At 45.2% G+C, this 15,546-nt stretch carries 13 protein-coding genes and 1 pseudogene; 3 read left to right on the forward strand and 11 right to left on the reverse strand.

Annotated elements, in window-relative coordinates; translation table 11 throughout:
• Positions 1-362: 362 nt before the first annotated feature.
• On the forward strand, positions 363-1,223 hold the full coding sequence (locus tag G464_RS0100005) for a TrmH family RNA methyltransferase (RefSeq protein ID WP_022856245.1): 861 nt from the start codon (positions 363-365) through the stop codon (positions 1,221-1,223).
• Positions 1,224-1,265: 42 nt separating this feature from the next.
• Here G464_RS0100005 and G464_RS0100010 read toward each other — a convergent pair whose 3' ends face one another.
• The 8 genes from G464_RS0100010 to G464_RS0100045 all read right to left on the reverse strand — a co-directional run bounded on the left by G464_RS0100010 (position 1,266) and on the right by G464_RS0100045 (position 10,492).
• Positions 1,266-2,591, reverse strand: coding sequence for a uracil-xanthine permease family protein (locus G464_RS0100010; RefSeq protein WP_021618320.1), 1,326 nt, complete (start codon positions 2,589-2,591; stop codon positions 1,266-1,268).
• A gap of 125 nt (positions 2,592-2,716) precedes the next feature.
• A complete protein-coding gene (locus G464_RS0100015) occupies positions 2,717-3,280 on the reverse strand; it encodes a metal-sulfur cluster assembly factor (protein WP_021618319.1) in 564 nt (187 codons plus the stop codon).
• A gap of 20 nt (positions 3,281-3,300) precedes the next feature.
• Positions 3,301-3,873, reverse strand: a complete 573-nt coding sequence (gene sufU, locus G464_RS0100020) for a Fe-S cluster assembly sulfur transfer protein SufU (protein ID WP_022856246.1) — start codon at positions 3,871-3,873, stop codon at positions 3,301-3,303.
• A gap of 12 nt (positions 3,874-3,885) precedes the next feature.
• A complete protein-coding gene (locus tag G464_RS0100025) occupies positions 3,886-5,154 on the reverse strand; it encodes a SufS family cysteine desulfurase (protein WP_022856247.1) in 1,269 nt (422 codons plus the stop codon).
• A 92-nt stretch (positions 5,155-5,246) separates the two neighbouring features.
• Positions 5,247-6,023: a Fe-S cluster assembly ATPase SufC gene (gene sufC / locus G464_RS0100030; RefSeq protein ID WP_021618316.1), complete on the reverse strand. Its 777-nt coding sequence runs from the start codon at positions 6,021-6,023 to the stop codon at positions 5,247-5,249.
• Positions 6,024-6,025: 2 nt separating this feature from the next.
• Positions 6,026-7,210 carry a Fe-S cluster assembly protein SufD gene (gene sufD, locus G464_RS0100035; protein WP_022856248.1) on the reverse strand — a complete coding sequence of 395 codons (1,185 nt, stop codon included), beginning with the start codon at positions 7,208-7,210 and terminating at the stop codon, positions 6,026-6,028.
• Positions 7,210-8,664, reverse strand: a complete 1,455-nt coding sequence (gene sufB, locus G464_RS0100040; RefSeq protein ID WP_021618314.1) for a Fe-S cluster assembly protein SufB — start codon at positions 8,662-8,664, stop codon at positions 7,210-7,212. Before sufB ends, sufD begins: the two co-directional genes overlap by 1 nt.
• A 166-nt stretch (positions 8,665-8,830) precedes the next feature.
• On the reverse strand, positions 8,831-10,492 hold the full coding sequence (locus tag G464_RS0100045) for a CTP synthase (protein ID WP_022856250.1): 1,662 nt from the start codon (positions 10,490-10,492) through the stop codon (positions 8,831-8,833).
• Positions 10,493-10,673: 181 nt separating this feature from the next.
• Here G464_RS0100045 and G464_RS10245 point away from each other — a divergent pair.
• A pseudogene (locus tag G464_RS10245) lies at positions 10,674-11,491 on the forward strand (low temperature requirement protein A).
• 49 nt (positions 11,492-11,540) lie between these two features.
• Positions 11,541-11,876 (forward strand): hypothetical protein, encoded by a 336-nt coding sequence (locus G464_RS0100055; protein ID WP_022856252.1) that lies wholly within the window; start codon positions 11,541-11,543, stop codon positions 11,874-11,876.
• A 412-nt stretch (positions 11,877-12,288) separates the two neighbouring features.
• On the opposite strand, the gene G464_RS0100060 is transcribed toward G464_RS0100055, so the two are convergent.
• From G464_RS0100060 to G464_RS0100070, 3 genes are all read right to left on the reverse strand, one after another.
• Positions 12,289-13,335, reverse strand: coding sequence for a threonine aldolase family protein (locus G464_RS0100060; protein ID WP_022856253.1), 1,047 nt, complete (start codon positions 13,333-13,335; stop codon positions 12,289-12,291).
• Between the two features lie 13 nt (positions 13,336-13,348).
• Entirely contained in the window at positions 13,349-13,813 is a 465-nt protein-coding gene (gene aroQ, locus G464_RS0100065; protein WP_022856254.1) for a type II 3-dehydroquinate dehydratase, read from the reverse strand.
• A 66-nt stretch (positions 13,814-13,879) separates the two neighbouring features.
• On the reverse strand, positions 13,880-15,541 hold the full coding sequence (locus G464_RS0100070) for a bifunctional shikimate kinase/3-dehydroquinate synthase (RefSeq protein ID WP_022856255.1): 1,662 nt from the start codon (positions 15,539-15,541) through the stop codon (positions 13,880-13,882).
• Positions 15,542-15,546: the final 5 nt, after the last annotated feature.

Raw genomic sequence — 15,546 nt, forward strand, 5'->3', positions numbered from 1 at the left:
TCTACCAAGTCACGCTTCACGAACCACCCCAGGACTCCTACACACCGCAATAATAACCAGATAAGCCCAACCACAACCAAAACCCCACGAAAACCCCAAAAGACAGATTAAACCACGTCTTCTAAGAATATTTATTTGCTCAGGAATTGACATGAATAGTTTATGCATCTGACGCATCATCTCCCCTTATTCACAAAGGGCTACAACATAATGTGTAGCCCTTTGTGAATCGAACAATGTCCGACTTCATCACATGCAAAAGCGTATCAAAAATATTCGTTCAAAAAGAAATTAATCTTTGATGAGTATCACGGGTTGTACCTTTTCCAGCATCCTCCCCTCCTCGCGCTACCATCAAAACCATGCAGATAATCCATGTTGACAGCCTAGAAGATAAGCGTTTACACGCCTACATCAATTTAACCGAAGTTCAGCTGCGTAATCGTTTAGAGCCAGATGAGGGTATCTTTATTGCAGAAAGTCCTAAAGTTATTGATCGAGCTTTAGCAGCCGACCGCGAGCCGCTTTCCTTCCTTGTCGAGGAGGCATGGCTCGAAGGCATGCGTTCAACTTTTGAGCTAGTCGATGCTCGCTGGGGCATGAATATTCCCGTTTTTGTGGCTTCTGAAGCTTTACTTAAACAATTGACTGGCTACCGTTTACACCGTGGCGCTATGTGTGCGATGCGTCGCTGGGAGTTGCCAAGTGTTTCTGATATTTGTGCGCATGCTCGGCGAGTAGCTGTTATGGAAAATATTGTTGACTTTACAAATGTTGGTGCTCTCATGCGTTCAGCAGCTGCTTTAGGTGTTGATGCTGTGCTCGCTACCCCATCATGTTTAGATCCGTTATATAGGCGTGCTATCCGGGTATCTATGGGAACTGTTTTTCAAGTTCCTTGGACGCGCATTGGCGGAGATAATCGTAAGAATTGGCCAAATCCCTCTATTGAGGAGCTTAAAGATTTAGATTTTACTACTGTTGCTATGGCTTTGACCGATGATTCTATAAGCATGCAAGAATTATCGGCACGTATACATAGCGCGCCTGAAGATCCGCAACATATTGAAAAAGTTGCTTTGATTTTTGGTACTGAAGGTGACGGATTGAGCCGATATACTTTAGCTGCCACAGATCTTACAGTAAAAATTCCTATGAGTCACGGTGTAGATAGTTTGAATGTAGCAGCTTCAAGTGCGGTAGCATTTTACGCAACCATGTAAAAAAATAAAGCCGAGACCTGTGCCTCGGCTTTATTCATGTCTTTAGTTTTCGTGGACGGAGTAAGGAGTATCTGGATTTTCTCCAATATAATCATCTTGGTCCACAACAGCTCCGGTGAGCTTACCGAGATTCTTCAAACCGTGGTAAACAATCAAAGCTGCAAAAGAGCCGATAGCGATACCATTGAAGCTCACGCCTTGAACTGCGAAGGTAAAGTTTGCAATACCCACAATCATGACTACTGCTGCCACCATCATGTTTACGGTCTTACCAAAGTCAACCTTGTTTTCTACCCAAATGCGCACACCGAGCATACCAATCATGCCGTAAAGCAATGTGGTTACGCCGCCAAGAACGCCGGTTGGAATTGTGTTAATAATAGCGCCAAACTTAGGGCACAAGCTCAAGATAAGAGCGAATCCTGCAGCAAACCAGTATGCCAATGTGGAATATACCTTCGTTGCTGCCATAACGCCAATATTTTCTGCGTATGTTGTGGTACCGGAACCGCCACCCAAACCGGCGAGCATAGTACCCAAACCATCAGCAAACAATGAGCGACCAATCTGTGGATCATAGTCTCGACCAGTCATCAAGGACACAGACTTTACGTGACCAATATTCTCAGCAATAAGCACTAATACTACTGGCAGGAACATAAGCAAAATGGAGAAATCAACTTCAGGAGTATGGAATTTAGGTAGACCAATCCACGCTGCTTCTTTTACCGGTTGGAAGTCAACTTGCTGACGTACAACAGCATAAATATAACCAATCAAAACGCCGAGCAAAATATTCAAGCGACCAAGCATACCCTTAAACAAAACTGCGCACAGCATAACAGCAAGCAGAGTTACGAGAGCAGTATCTGGAGCGCTCTTAAAGTTATTCCATGCTGAAGGAGCTAAATTAAAGCCAATAATCGCTACAATAGCACCATTGACCACAGGAGGCATGATTTTATCAATCCATGCAGAGCCTGCGAAGTGCACGATAGCACCAACAAGGGCTAAAGCTAAACCTGTGCATAAAATACCAAAGCTAGCTACGCCCAAACCTTTATGAGCAGTAGTTACCGCAGCAATAGGTGCTATAAAACCAAACGAGCTACCTAAATAACTAGGTAGCTTGTTGTTATTAATAAGAAGAAATAGTGCAGTCGACAATGCGGTGAAGAACAATGTTGTCGATGGATCAAAACCCGTCAAAATTGGAACGAGGAATGTTGCACCAAACATTGCAATCACATGCTGAGCACCTACGCTCATTGTACGAATAATAGTTAAACGTTCTTCAGGCTCAATTACTTCGCCTGGAGCAATATGTTTTCCATCTCCATGGAGTTGCCATGTGAAATTCAACGACATAATCTCTCAATCTTTCTCTCAAAAAAGCGCTCCCAATCAGCTCAAGCATTATGTTATTAGCCTAAGCTCACTAGGAGCGTCTTTACTACATCGTTGAGATTTTATTGTAGCGCGAGCATGAGAATTTATGCGTATGCACGCGGTAAATTATTGAGATTAAAGCCCAGAGCGGCGAGTTGCGCTGCGCCTTCTTCTGTAATCATGTCCACATTCCATGCAGGTGTCCACGTCCAATCAACACGGAATTCCTCTACTAATCCAGCAAGAACAGCAGCACATTCATCTTCAATAAGATCGGTTAATGGGCATGCTGGTGTGGTAAGCGTCATAGTTAAAATAGCTCGGCCGAGTTCATCGATTTCAATGCCATAGACTAAACCGAGATCAACAACATCCACACCCAGTTCAGGATCAGTAACCTGATGGAGAGCTTCCTTTACATCTTTAGCCGTTACCCTACCGATTTCATCAATGAATGTTAAGGTAACGCCTTTAAATTCCTCTGTGTTTTGTGCCTCAGTCATTTGGGATGCCTCCTTGACCTGAGCTTTTTTATATGATTCTTCTAGCATACCTGCTGAGGAAGGATTCTGGGCAATTTGTTGTGCAAGCTGTGAGTCATCAAAAACACGTGACACTGCATCAAGAATACTGCCCGAAGGTTGTGGAACCAGATTGTTGGCTGCCATAATCTTGTTTCTCCCTGATTTTATTGATTGATATGAGTGAGCGCTTGAGCGGCTGAATCTTTAAGACCTTCCCATCCTAAAAGAGCGCATTTAATACGCATCGGATAGCGCGATACGCCTTGAAAAACTATGGCATCGTCGAGCGATTCGATTTCTTCTTCATTTTCTAGACCTGCTCCACGTGATTCCATGAGTTTATGGAAGGTTCGGAACAATTCCATAGCCTCGTCGAGAGTTTTTCCAGCAACCAGATCATACATAATAGATAGGCTTGCTTGAGAAATAGAGCATCCTTGTCCGTCCCACATAAGTTTTTCAATGCGGATAGGTTCGCCGTTTTTTCCATTCGTAAGCTCTACCCACACAGTTACTTCATCTCCACAGGTTGGATTGAATTGATGAGATTGTGCTGTAACGCAATACTCATGTTCTGCACTCAAAGTTGCATGTGCTACAGCATTATCTGATTTTTCTGCGTCAGCACTGGTAATGTCCGCTGCAAACTTCTGCTTACCATGAGGCGCTTTCGATGCTTCGAGAATAACCTCTTGATACATCTGTTCCAGCTCAGCATTACTCATTGACTCGAACATACAACTCCTCGTTTAGCGGTGGAAGAAACCGTATACTTCTGCAACAGCTTCTAAAAGACGGTCAATATCCTCATGCGTATTGTACACGCCTAGAGACACACGGTTAGACGCATACACGCCGAAATGACGGTGAATTGGTTGAGCACAGTGGTGTCCCACACGAATAGCAATACCGCGAGAATCAATAAACTGCCCCACATCATGAGGATGAACATCGTCAATCTCAAACGCTACTGTGCCTATGCGATCTGTTGTATCTGTTGGTCCTAAAATACGCACATGGTCAATATCTTGAATCTGCATAAGGTGTTCTACAAGCTCATGTTCATGTGCGGCTAGGTTTTCCATACCTAAGTCCATCATCCAGTTAGCAGCAACTCCTGATGCCACAACTTGAGCAACCGGCTGTGTACCCGCTTCAAATTTAGCTGGAGGAGCCATATATTGTGCCGGCTTATCTAACCATGCAAGCTCCACCATAGACCCTCCGAAATTCATCGGAGGTAGTTTTTCGAGCATCTCGCGTTTGCCATAGAGGAAACCAACACCTGTAGGTCCATACATTTTATGCGCGCTAAAAGCGGCAAAATCAACATCAAGTTCATGTACATCGATAGGAAGATGAGGAACGCTTTGGCAGGCGTCGAGTACAACTATTGCACCAACTTCATGCGCCCTACGCACAATAGCTGGAATATCGGTGGTAGCTCCCGTCACATTCGATATATGAGTAACAGCCACTATTTTCGTATGCTCAGTAATAACACGTGCAAGAGATTCAGAAGTAGTAACAATGCGTCCTGAATCATCTAAATCAAAGAAGTCTAAACGCGCACCTGTTCTACGAGCAAGCTCTTGGAAAGGTAAAAGAACTGAATGATGTTCTGCTCGAGAAGTTACAATGCTATCTGAAGGTCCTACAGCAAAAGGTTCTATACCGTCATGACTGGCATGATCAAAAGCATTAGCAAGCATATTCAGGCCAGCGGTTGCTCCCCCAGTTACAACGATTTCATCAGAACCTTCTCCATAATGCGCACCGATTAAACGTGCCACTGCGTAGCGGCCGTTTTCGTATTCATCCGTGCTCAATGATGCTAATTCGTGTGCACCGCGGTGAACGCCTGCATTAATTGTGCTGTAAAACGCGGATTCAGCATTAATAACAGCCTGAGGTTTTTGAGAAGTAGCGCCAGAATCTAAGTACACTAACGGATATCCATGCACTTCCTGTGTGAGAAGAGGGAATTGAGAACGAATAGTGTTGCTATTAAATGACATGGATAACTCCTCATAACGTACGTAAAAATAACAATACAGCTTATGACAACGTTATGAGGAACATCGCCATAAGCTGAACAGTCTCTGGGTGTTTATGCCTGAGCAGACTCGGTTGTACCTTCTGGAAGATACTTGTCGTAACCGTGCTCTTCCAAATAATCAGCCAGTTCAGGACCTGCTGTTTCTACAATATGACCATCGGCAAATACATGCACAATATCTGGCTTAATGTACTTGAGAATACGGGTGTAATGGGTCACCATCATAATGCCTAAACCTGTATTATCTTTTGCACGGTTCACGCCTTCAGACACAATGCGCAAAGCATCCACATCCAAACCAGAATCTGTTTCGTCTAAAATAGCGAACTTCGGCTTAAGTAGTTCAAGCTGGAGAACTTCTGCACGCTTCTTCTCACCGCCAGAAAATCCTTCGTTCACAGAACGAGTAGCGAACTTGGGATCCATACGAAGGTTCTTCATCGCTGCGTTAAGATCCTTGGTCCACTGGCGAATAGCTGGTGCTTCACCATCAATAGCGGTTTTAGCAGTGCGTAAGAAGTTAGTCATTGCCACGCCTGGAACCTCTACTGGATACTGCATAGCCAGGAACAAGCCTGCCTGTGCACGCTCATCTGGAGTCATTGGCAAAATATCAACGCCATCGAGCAGAACTTCACCAGAATCTACTTCATACTTAGGATGACCAGCTAAGGTATATGCCAAAGTGGATTTACCGGAACCGTTTGGTCCCATAATAGCGTGAGTTTCGTTGGAATTAATCGTTAGGTTAACGCCTTTAAGGATCTGCTTGCGACCCTCGTTTGTCTCCACGGATGCGTGAAGATCTTTAATTTCAATAACAGACATGATTACCTTTCAAGACGGGCGTGAACAGTGTTCATTAAGTGCTCGGAAATCGCTGGAATATCGATTTGTTCAATCAATTCGTTGAAGAAGCCCGCAACCACAAGTTTTTGTGCTTCTTTCTCTGGAATACCGCGGCTCATAAGGTAGAACAGCTCTTCATCATCAAAACGTCCTACCGAGCTGGCATGTCCGGCGCCCACAATATTTCCATTTTCAATTTCCAAATTTGGTTCCGAATCTGCAATAGCGCCCGGCACCAAAATCAAGTTTCTGTTTAACTCGTAGGAATCTGTCCCTGGAGCAGTTGGCTCAATCAAAGCATTACCCACCCACGTGGAGTGTGCATCCTTGCCTGACAAAGCTCCCTTATAAATAACGCGAGACTTGCATTCAGGATGGTTATGTACCACCATAGTGCGATGCTCAATGTGCTCACCAGATTCAGAGAAGTAGATGCCAAGCATGGTTAAATCACCTTGCTCACCACCGAAATCCTGATCCATACGAATGCGAACCACATCGCCACCGAGGGTAACAACACTGTGACGCAAGGTAGCAGCTTTACCCACATGAATACGATGATTACCCACATGCTTAGACTTATCAGACCATTCATGAATAAATGTGGTCGATACTTCAGAGAAATCACCAGTAGAAATCTCCACACCTTCAGCGATATGTGCATCACCAAAGTGCTCCACAACCACGTCAGCATGCACATTGGCAGCAGTGGTAATCACTAAATGGAAACTATCTAAATCAAAGCTGGAGCTCGTAATCTTGAGCAAAACTGGCACAGCAGTATCTTCAGCAACATGCAAATGCACAGCGTTGTTGCCAGTATTCCATTCAACAGCAGAAACACGGTCATTCGGCTTAGACACGGTACCTGCAGGAGCCTGGCTCTTGCTGATAGTTTCAAGAGTAACCGATGCAGGAGCTTCAGACCCATCAATCGAACTGAGTTCATAGCTCAGCTGCTGAGCTGGTTCAAAAATCTCTGCAAACTCAGCGATGCGCTCGACTGGGGTAAAACGCCAATCTTCCTGCTTGCGCGTTGGCACAGCAAAATCAACAACCTCAAAAGAGCGAGGGTTGCGGTCTGCGCTCGACGGCATTGCTGCAGGAATCGCATACGGATTATTGGGGTCTGCAACAGGAATCTGAATTTCTTTACGTGTGTCCACTATCCCACCGATCCTTCCATCTGCAGCTCGACCAAACGGTTCAGCTCCAAAGCGTATTCCATAGGAAGCTCACGCGAAATTGGTTCGACGAAGCCGCGCACAATCATGCCCATAGCTTCCTTCTCCTCAATACCGCGGCTCATAAGATAGAACAGCTGATCTTCGGATACCTTCGACACGGTTGCTTCGTGCGCCATCGACACATCGTCTTCGCGCACATCCACGTGTGGATAGGTGTCGGAACGAGAGAAATCGTCTACGAGCAAAGCATCGCACACAACGTTGGAGCTCGAACCTTCGGCGCCCTTCACAATCTTGACCAAACCGCGATAAGCAGAGCGACCACCGCCGCGCGAAATAGACTTCGCAACAATCGTGGAACTGGTATGAGGTGCCAGGTGAATCATCTTCGCACCTGTATCTTGGTACTGTCCCTTACCAGCAAAGCCCAAAGACATGGTTTCTGCCTTGGCATAAGGTTCTGCCAAAATACATGCCGGATACTTCATGGTGGCCTTGGAACCGATATTTCCATCCACCCATTCCATGGTGCCTCCTTCGCGCACGTACGCACGCTGGGTAACCAGGTTGTACACGTTATTCGACCAGTTCTGCACCGTGGTGTAGCGCACGCGAGCATGCTTTTCTACAATAATTTCCACGATGGCAGCATGCAACGAATCCTCAGAATAGATAGGAGCCGTACAGCCTTCTACATAATGCACGTAGGAGCCTTCGTCGGCAATAATAAGCGTGCGTTCGAACTGACCCATAGCAGGAGTATTAATACGGAAGTACGCCTGCAGAGGAATTTCTACATGCACACCCTTTGGCACGTATACGAAGGAACCACCCGACCATGCTGCGGTATTCAACGCGCCAAACTTATTGTCTTCTGGAGAAACAACCGTACCGAAATACTTCTTTACGAGGTCTGGGTATTCGCGCACTGCCGTATCGGTATCGACGAAAATAACGCCCTGGGCAGCCAAATCGTCGCGAATGGAGTTGTAGATAACTTCTGATTCGTACTGTGCTGCCACGCCAGAGACCAGACGATTCTTTTCTGCTTCTGGAATACCTAAACGATCGTATGTGGTGCGGATATCGTCGGGAAGCTCTTCCCAGCTCTTCGCCTGCTTTTCAATAGGCTTCACATAGTACTTAAAATCGTCGGCATCAAAACCAGATAAGTCGACTCCCCAATCTGGCATTGGCTTGTCTACGAAAGCTTTATAGCCTCGCAAACGCATCTCCAGCATCCAATCAGGTTCACCCTTGTCTGCCGAAATTTCTCGAACAACGTTCTCATCAATACCCTTTTTAGCAGCTTTACCTGCTTCGTCAGAGTCATGCCAACCGTAGCTGTATTCACCAAACTGAGAAATCAGCTCGTCATCTTGCTGAAGTTTCTCTGTGTTTACACCACCGCGGGCATCGATGTATTTATTCATCTCTACATCTTCGTGAGACACGCGTCACCTCCTTAAAACATCCTCTAAGTTCCCATTGTACGGGCGTTGAGAAGTCTTTTTCTTATAAGCGAACACAAAGCGCCACAGATGTGACAATACTCACAACCGTGGCGCTTGGCTCGTTCGAACACTTAAGAACACTTAATTAAGCGTTCTTATGCTTGCGATCTACGGCAGCCTTCACCAAACCAGCGAACAGTGGGTGTGGCTTGGTTGGGCGGCTCTTAAACTCTGGGTGTGCCTGTGTACCAATATAGAATGGGTGCACATCCTGAGGAAGCTCAACGAATTCTGCAAGCTGACCGTCTGGGCTCGAACCGCAAATAGACAAGCCCGCAGCTTCGAGTTCTGGCTTAATAGCTACAGCAACCTCATAACGATGGCGGTGACGTTCGGTAACCTTCGTAGAACCGTACAGATCTGCAGCCAAAGACTTCTCCTTAAGCACTGCAGGATAGGATCCCAAACGCATGGTGTGACCCATATCTCCGTGACCGGACACAATATCCTTTTGCTCTTCCATCGTAGCGATTACTGGATGCGTGGTGCCATCTTCGAATTCCGAAGAGTTCGCATCAGCATAACCCAAAACGTTGCGAGCGTACTCAATAACCATAGACTGCATGCCCAAGCAGATACCCAGTGCAGGCAGCTTATTTTCACGCGCGTAACGCAATGCGTTAATCTTGCCTTCAATACCGCGAATACCGAAACCACCTGGAATAACAATACCGTCCAAGTTACTTAAGTAGCGCTGTGCACCCTCGTCGGTTTCGCAATTATCGGCAGAAATCCACTCAATCTTGGCACGCACATAGTTGCCGAAACCACCAGCTTTAATAGCCTCAGTAACCGATAAGTATGCATCTGGCAAATCAATGTACTTGCCAATAATACCGATGGTAATTTCGTCCTTTGGATGGTGCACCCGGTCGAGCAGGTCTCCCCATTCAGCCCAATCAACGTCGCCACACTTAAGCTCCAAATGCTCGACAACATAGGAATCGAGACCTTCGGTGTGCAACATGGTTGGGATTTCGTAGATGCTTGGCACATCCACACAGTTGACCACTGCGTTTTCTGCCACATCGCACATCAAGGAAATCTTGTCTTTAATACCCTGGTTGAGTGGACGATCGGAACGCAACACCAGAGCATCTGGGCGAATACCCAACTGACGCAACATCATTACAGAATGCTGAGTTGGCTTGGTCTTGAGCTCATGAGCGGAGGCAATCCATGGTACCAAAGAGACGTGCACGAACATACAGTTTGTTGGACCAAGCTCAGTGCGCACTTCACGTGCTGCTTCCAAGAATGGCTGCGACTCAATATCGCCAACCGTGCCACCAATTTCGGTAATAATAACGTCCACATCGTCGCCAGCCTGGGAACGCATACGTTCCTTAATCTCGTTGGTAATATGTGGAATCACCTGCACGCACTGACCCAAATATTCTCCGGCGCGTTCCTTACGCAACACGTTCTGGTAAATCTGACCTGTGGTCACATTAGCACTCTGACTTAAAGGAACATCCAAGAAACGCTCGTAGTGACCAATATCCAAATCAGTTTCCGCACCATCTTCAGTAACATATACTTCACCGTGCTGGAACGGATTCATGGTACCTGGATCTACATTGATATATGGATCCAACTTCTGCTGAAGAACGCTTAAACCACGGCTACGTAATAAGCGCCCCAATGAGGAAGCTGTAAGACCTTTACCAAGAGAAGAAACAACGCCACCAGTGACGAAAATATGCTTTGTAATATGCTCAGAATTATTGCCATGTTCATTAACCATGGGATTCAAGTGTATCAGTTTCACATGACGAATTCAAAGCCTAAACACGCTGCAACTTTTCAGCATACTTTCATTCTCTGTTCAATAGACAATAAGTTTATATTATGCTCGTTTAGATTTTACTTTCAGCAGTAAAAAAATCATTTAATCGCGTATTTTAACCATTCACTCTCATCATTTTTTGCTATATTGTAGAGCTTTAAGAAAACGTTCAATCGTAGTCTGTGTTGCACAACTACTCATAAAATCAACTGAATCTACGCGAGGACATACATATGCCAGAAAAATAGCAAAGAAAGTCTCTGCTACTGAGCTTTTCTATGATCTCGTTTTTGTCTACGCCGTATCTCAAATAACTGAGATTTTTGAACCTTTACGTCACCATGCCGTCACATGGATAACGGTCTTACTATATATCACAGTCTTTATTAGCTTCATTGGATCATGGAATATTCAAAATATTTATTTTAATCGTTTCGGCGAGCACAATCTGAAAGATATTATTTCTATGACTGTGCTGCAAATGCGTCTTCTGCTTTTATGGGACATTACGCAACCTCTGAATCTTTCGAAGACTTTAAGCTCTTTTCCTTTGGATTAATTGCTTTATCAGTTATCCATATTGCTCAATATGCTTTTATTGCCTATTCTTGTGCGCACACCCCTGATGCGCAGGTGAGTTTAGTCCTCCTAAAAATGCTTGCTATGCGTCTTGCTGGGCTAGTTATTGGCACAGCTATAGGCGGCATTGCAGGAGTTATTATTGTATGCATATCGGTTACGATTTTCTTAATCTATCCACTCATTATGAATAACCGTGTTTCCATCGTGCCGATTAATGCTCCGCATCTTATTGAACGTTTAGGATTATTAACTATTATTACGCTGGGTGAGCTTCTGGTAGGCATTTCGCTCTATTTCGATGTGAAATCTTTCTCCATTGTTAATGTGCTTAGTTATCTGATTATTGTGAACCTCTTTGTGTTCTATTTTTGCTGAATTTGACCATGCTATAGATGAAGAAGGAGATGGTCGTAAAGCAACAATTATGGTACATTTTCATTACTTGATTTGGTTCGGCATTAATCTCGTGACGATTGCTTATGATTACATAAATATTGCGCATCCACGTAGCGCGCATATGTTTTTGATTAGTGGAGTCGGTCTGTTTTATATTGGCGTGCTACTACATACGATTTTTAATAAGAAAATCCATCGTCTCGATCGCGTAACCTCTGTTTCAATTGTCATAACCATTATTGCAGGAGAAATTATTGGTTTTATTTTTATCGATAGTATTCCGATAAGCACAAGTGTTCTACTGATTACAGGAATTATTGCCGATGCAATTTTTACGCGATTCAACTTTGCAAGACGTATCTAATAGCTGCGACTAACAGGTTGTATAGTGAGGAGTTCCGTTACAGCAGAATTCCTCACTACCACTCCCCAGAGAGTGTCAGGGTTTTTGTGTAGGCGGTGGGTTGCCCTATGGTGAGTTATTTTTCAGGGTCTTGAGGCTGTTCGCAATGAGGTCGTACTTGACCTTAGGCTATCTTGGTTCATCGCACAGTTAATCAAAAAAGGCTAGCCGATATACTGTGCACACCATAACCTTTCGTCTTTCTCGTACAGCACACACGACCATAAGAAGTATTACTCTTGATTTAAGAGTGCTACATGGCAACAAACCTCTCCCAGTCAGACTGCGTTGAACACGTCATGTCTGGGGGCACACGAATCCACTAAAACCCCACGGAGAAGCCTGACACGCCCGCTCCCCAACTTTATCGATACTATATCGATAAAGCTTTATCCAACTGGTCAATCATCTCTTCAGTCGTATCCCAGCCCGTCACCATACGCACAATATAGCGCCCATTACGAGGAGCCTCCCATAAACTCACCTGAGCTACTGCGCTTAACGCTTCAAACTGCTTTTTATTCATCACAAAAAACTGTTGATTCGTGGAGCTAATCAAATACTCTTCAAAACCATGAGAACGCATAACACCTACCAGACGTTGTGCCAACTCATCTGCCTGAGTTCCGATGCGCTCATACAAGCTATCGGTAAATAGTGCGTCGAACTGTACTCCCATAGCACGCCCTTGAGCAAGTAGAGCGCCATGCTGCTTCATTTGAGTAATAAAATGTGCCGGAGAGCTACCACGCTCACCACGCCCTGCAGGGAAAATAACCGCTTCACCTAGCAGCGCTCCAGCTTTTGTCCCGCCCGCATAAAAAGCGTCAGCTATCTGCGCCAACTGAGTCAAACTGAGATGCTCACTTGCAGAGCCAAGCGCATACGCTAAACGAGCGCCATCAATAAACAAGCACATATTGAACTCATCACAAATAGCACGAATCTCATGCAACTGGTCAGCGCTATACAGCGTGCCGTATTCCGATGGATAGCTCAAATACACCATGCCTGGAAAAACCATATGCTCATGATTAGGATCATCATAAAAGTTACGTGCTAACGAGCGAACATCGTTCGGATCCATCAAACCGTTTTCGCTTGGCACAGTCAAAACTTTATGCCCGCAAAACTCAATAGCACCTGCTTCATGCACGCTCACATGACCGGTATCTGCGCTAATAACGCCTTCCCAAGCAGATAGCATGGTATCAATAACCAGCTGATTCGTTTGCGTACCACCTGTTACAAAGAAAACTTCGGCTTGCTCATCCCCTATTGCGTGACGAATACGCGCACGTGCGGATTCACTGTATTCATCTGCTCCGTAACCATCCTGAGCAGCACCATTCGTACTTACGAGAGCCTTCAAAACCTCAGGATGTGCGCCTGCATGGTAATCGTTGTGAAAAGCGAGCATATCATTCCTCAATTTAATCCTCGAGAGCATGAACAGCAGCGTCAACCGCTAACTTATATCCATAAAATCCCATGCCTGTAATAGTTCCCGTAGCAATAGGTGAAATAACAGAATGCTTACGGAAAGCTTCGCGCCCTGCAGGATTAGAAATATGCACCTCAATCAGTGGAATATGAACGTCTGTAACCTGAGCCGCAGCATCAGCTAAACCATAGGAATAATGCGTAAAAGCGGCAGGATTGAGAACAACAGGAGTTTTCTCATCAACAGCTTGATGCATCCAACCAATAACTTCTGCTTCGCTATCGCTTTGACGCACTTCTACGTCAATGCCCAGTTCCTGCCCCCACTGAGTACAAGCTGCACGCAAGTCCTCTAAAGTAGCACTACCATAGATTTCTGGCTCGCGTACCCCTAAACGACCAAGATTAGGACCATTAATCACTACAATTTTCGAAACTTCTGCCCTTTTTACCATACCGCTTCCTTTACGTCTCTATATCGTTTCTCTTGTCACACTTTGAGCGTTTAGTGTGCGTTGCGATTATTTATTATGATGGCTGCTTACTGCATGCAAGGCTTCTAAAACACTGCTTTCGCTTGGATCTTCCAAACGGCGAGCATGACCAATCTCATCGACAACTACAAAACGCAGCATATTGCCGCGTGCTTTCTTATCGCGATGCATAATTTGCAAAACAGTCTCATCATCAGGAGCGTCCCATACGGTTGGTAATCCTACTGATTCCAATATGTTGCGAGTATCGCGCACAAAATCATCATTAACAATGCCATGAATACGAGCTAACTCGGCAGCAAATACCATGCCCACTGCAACCGCTTCACCGTGACGCCATGTAAAATGTTCAATCTTTTCAATAGCATGACCCAAGGTGTGCCCATAATTTAAGAACTCGCGCAAGCCCTGCTCTTTAAGGTCTGCACTCACATGACGTTCTTTCACGCGCACGCTGCGATCAATCAGTTCAATAATCACATCCATCTCATCATCACTTATCTGTGCGGGATCAAGATTTTTGAGCATATCAGCATGTGCGCGCACAATACGAATAATCTGTGGGTCAGCAATATAGCCTGCTTTAATAACCTCACCAAGACCTTCAATAAAAATACGCTGATCGAGTGTGCGCAATGTATCAACATCAGCCAAAACGCCTGCGGGCGTGTAGAAACTACCCACGAGATTTTTACCGGCTTCCGTATTAATACCAGTTTTCCCACCGGTTGAGGCATCAACCATAGCGAGAAGCGATGTTGGGCAATTAACATAGCGAATGCCTCGTAACCATGTAGCAGCAATAAAACCAGCAACATCAGTTGCCGCACCACCACCTAAGCCAACAATGGCATCTGAGCGAGTAAAGCCAATTTCGCCCAGAGTATTCCATGCCCTGGAAACGACGGGCAAAGTTTTGCCGTGTTCTGCATCAGGAATAACGATTTCTGTAACCTCGTAGCCTGCTCGACGCAAAATAGCGCGTGCTTTATCGCTGTGTCGTTGCACTTGAGTGGTGTGAATAAGAGCCGCACGTACTGTATTTTCACCTAAAATTGCTGGTAAATGACGCATAGTTGATGTGCCAATACGCACATCATATTCAGGTTGAGCACCGCTGACGTGAATAACGTGTTCGTTGAGCATATCTATAACTGTTTGAGCTGCCTGTCGAGGAGTTTTACCATGTGTGGAAAGAACGTAACTGGCTAAATCCATATATGTGTCGTGACGCTGAGCATATAAATCCATCCACACTTTTTCTGGATTATGCGCCAGCAAAGGTCTATTTCCTGAGCGGGTTGCATGTTCAATAGCTTCATCAGCTTGTGCATTCAAATACACAACGTGCCCACCTGCCTGGGTATACATACGCAAGTTTTCTTGAGTTTCTGGGCGCATAGGAGCACCGCCGCCCAAAGAAAGAACTCCATCAAAAATAATGCGCTCACCCTTGTGTACCGCGTCAGATACATCAACAAAATCAGCAATAATATCGCGTTCTATCCCTCGGAAACGGCGCTCACCCAGCTCCTCGAAAATATCGGGAATGCGCATGCCCTCGCTGCGTTCAATCTCATCGTCTGAATCATAAAAAGATACAGACATCAGAGATGAAATTTCCTTGCCAATACGAGTTTTGCCCGAACCAGGCATACCAATAAATACTACTTGCGGAACACGCGCCATATATA

The organism is Alloscardovia omnicolens DSM 21503, assembly GCF_000420505.1.
Lineage (GTDB): Bacteria > Actinomycetota > Actinomycetes > Actinomycetales > Bifidobacteriaceae > Alloscardovia > Alloscardovia omnicolens.

Coding starts and splice junctions, on each gene's coding strand:
- aroQ (WP_022856254.1), bottom strand. CDS start 13,813: ATGGTAAAAAGGGCAGAAGTTTCGAAAATTGTAGTGATTAATGGTCCT.
- G464_RS0100070 (WP_022856255.1), bottom strand. CDS start 15,541: ATGGCGCGTGTTCCGCAAGTAGTATTTATTGGTATGCCTGGTTCGGGC.
- G464_RS0100015 (WP_021618319.1), bottom strand. CDS start 3,280: ATGGCAGCCAACAATCTGGTTCCACAACCTTCGGGCAGTATTCTTGAT.
- sufC (WP_021618316.1), bottom strand. CDS start 6,023: ATGTCTGTTATTGAAATTAAAGATCTTCACGCATCCGTGGAGACAAAC.
- sufU (WP_022856246.1), bottom strand. CDS start 3,873: ATGTTCGAGTCAATGAGTAATGCTGAGCTGGAACAGATGTATCAAGAG.
- G464_RS0100005 (WP_022856245.1), top strand. CDS start 363: ATGCAGATAATCCATGTTGACAGCCTAGAAGATAAGCGTTTACACGCC.
- G464_RS0100060 (WP_022856253.1), bottom strand. CDS start 13,335: ATGCTCGCTTTTCACAACGATTACCATGCAGGCGCACATCCTGAGGTT.
- G464_RS0100055 (WP_022856252.1), top strand. CDS start 11,541: ATGGTACATTTTCATTACTTGATTTGGTTCGGCATTAATCTCGTGACG.
- sufB (WP_021618314.1), bottom strand. CDS start 8,664: ATGAATAAATACATCGATGCCCGCGGTGGTGTAAACACAGAGAAACTT.
- G464_RS0100010 (WP_021618320.1), bottom strand. CDS start 2,591: ATGTCGTTGAATTTCACATGGCAACTCCATGGAGATGGAAAACATATT.
- G464_RS0100025 (WP_022856247.1), bottom strand. CDS start 5,154: ATGTCATTTAATAGCAACACTATTCGTTCTCAATTCCCTCTTCTCACA.
- G464_RS0100045 (WP_022856250.1), bottom strand. CDS start 10,492: ATGGTTAATGAACATGGCAATAATTCTGAGCATATTACAAAGCATATT.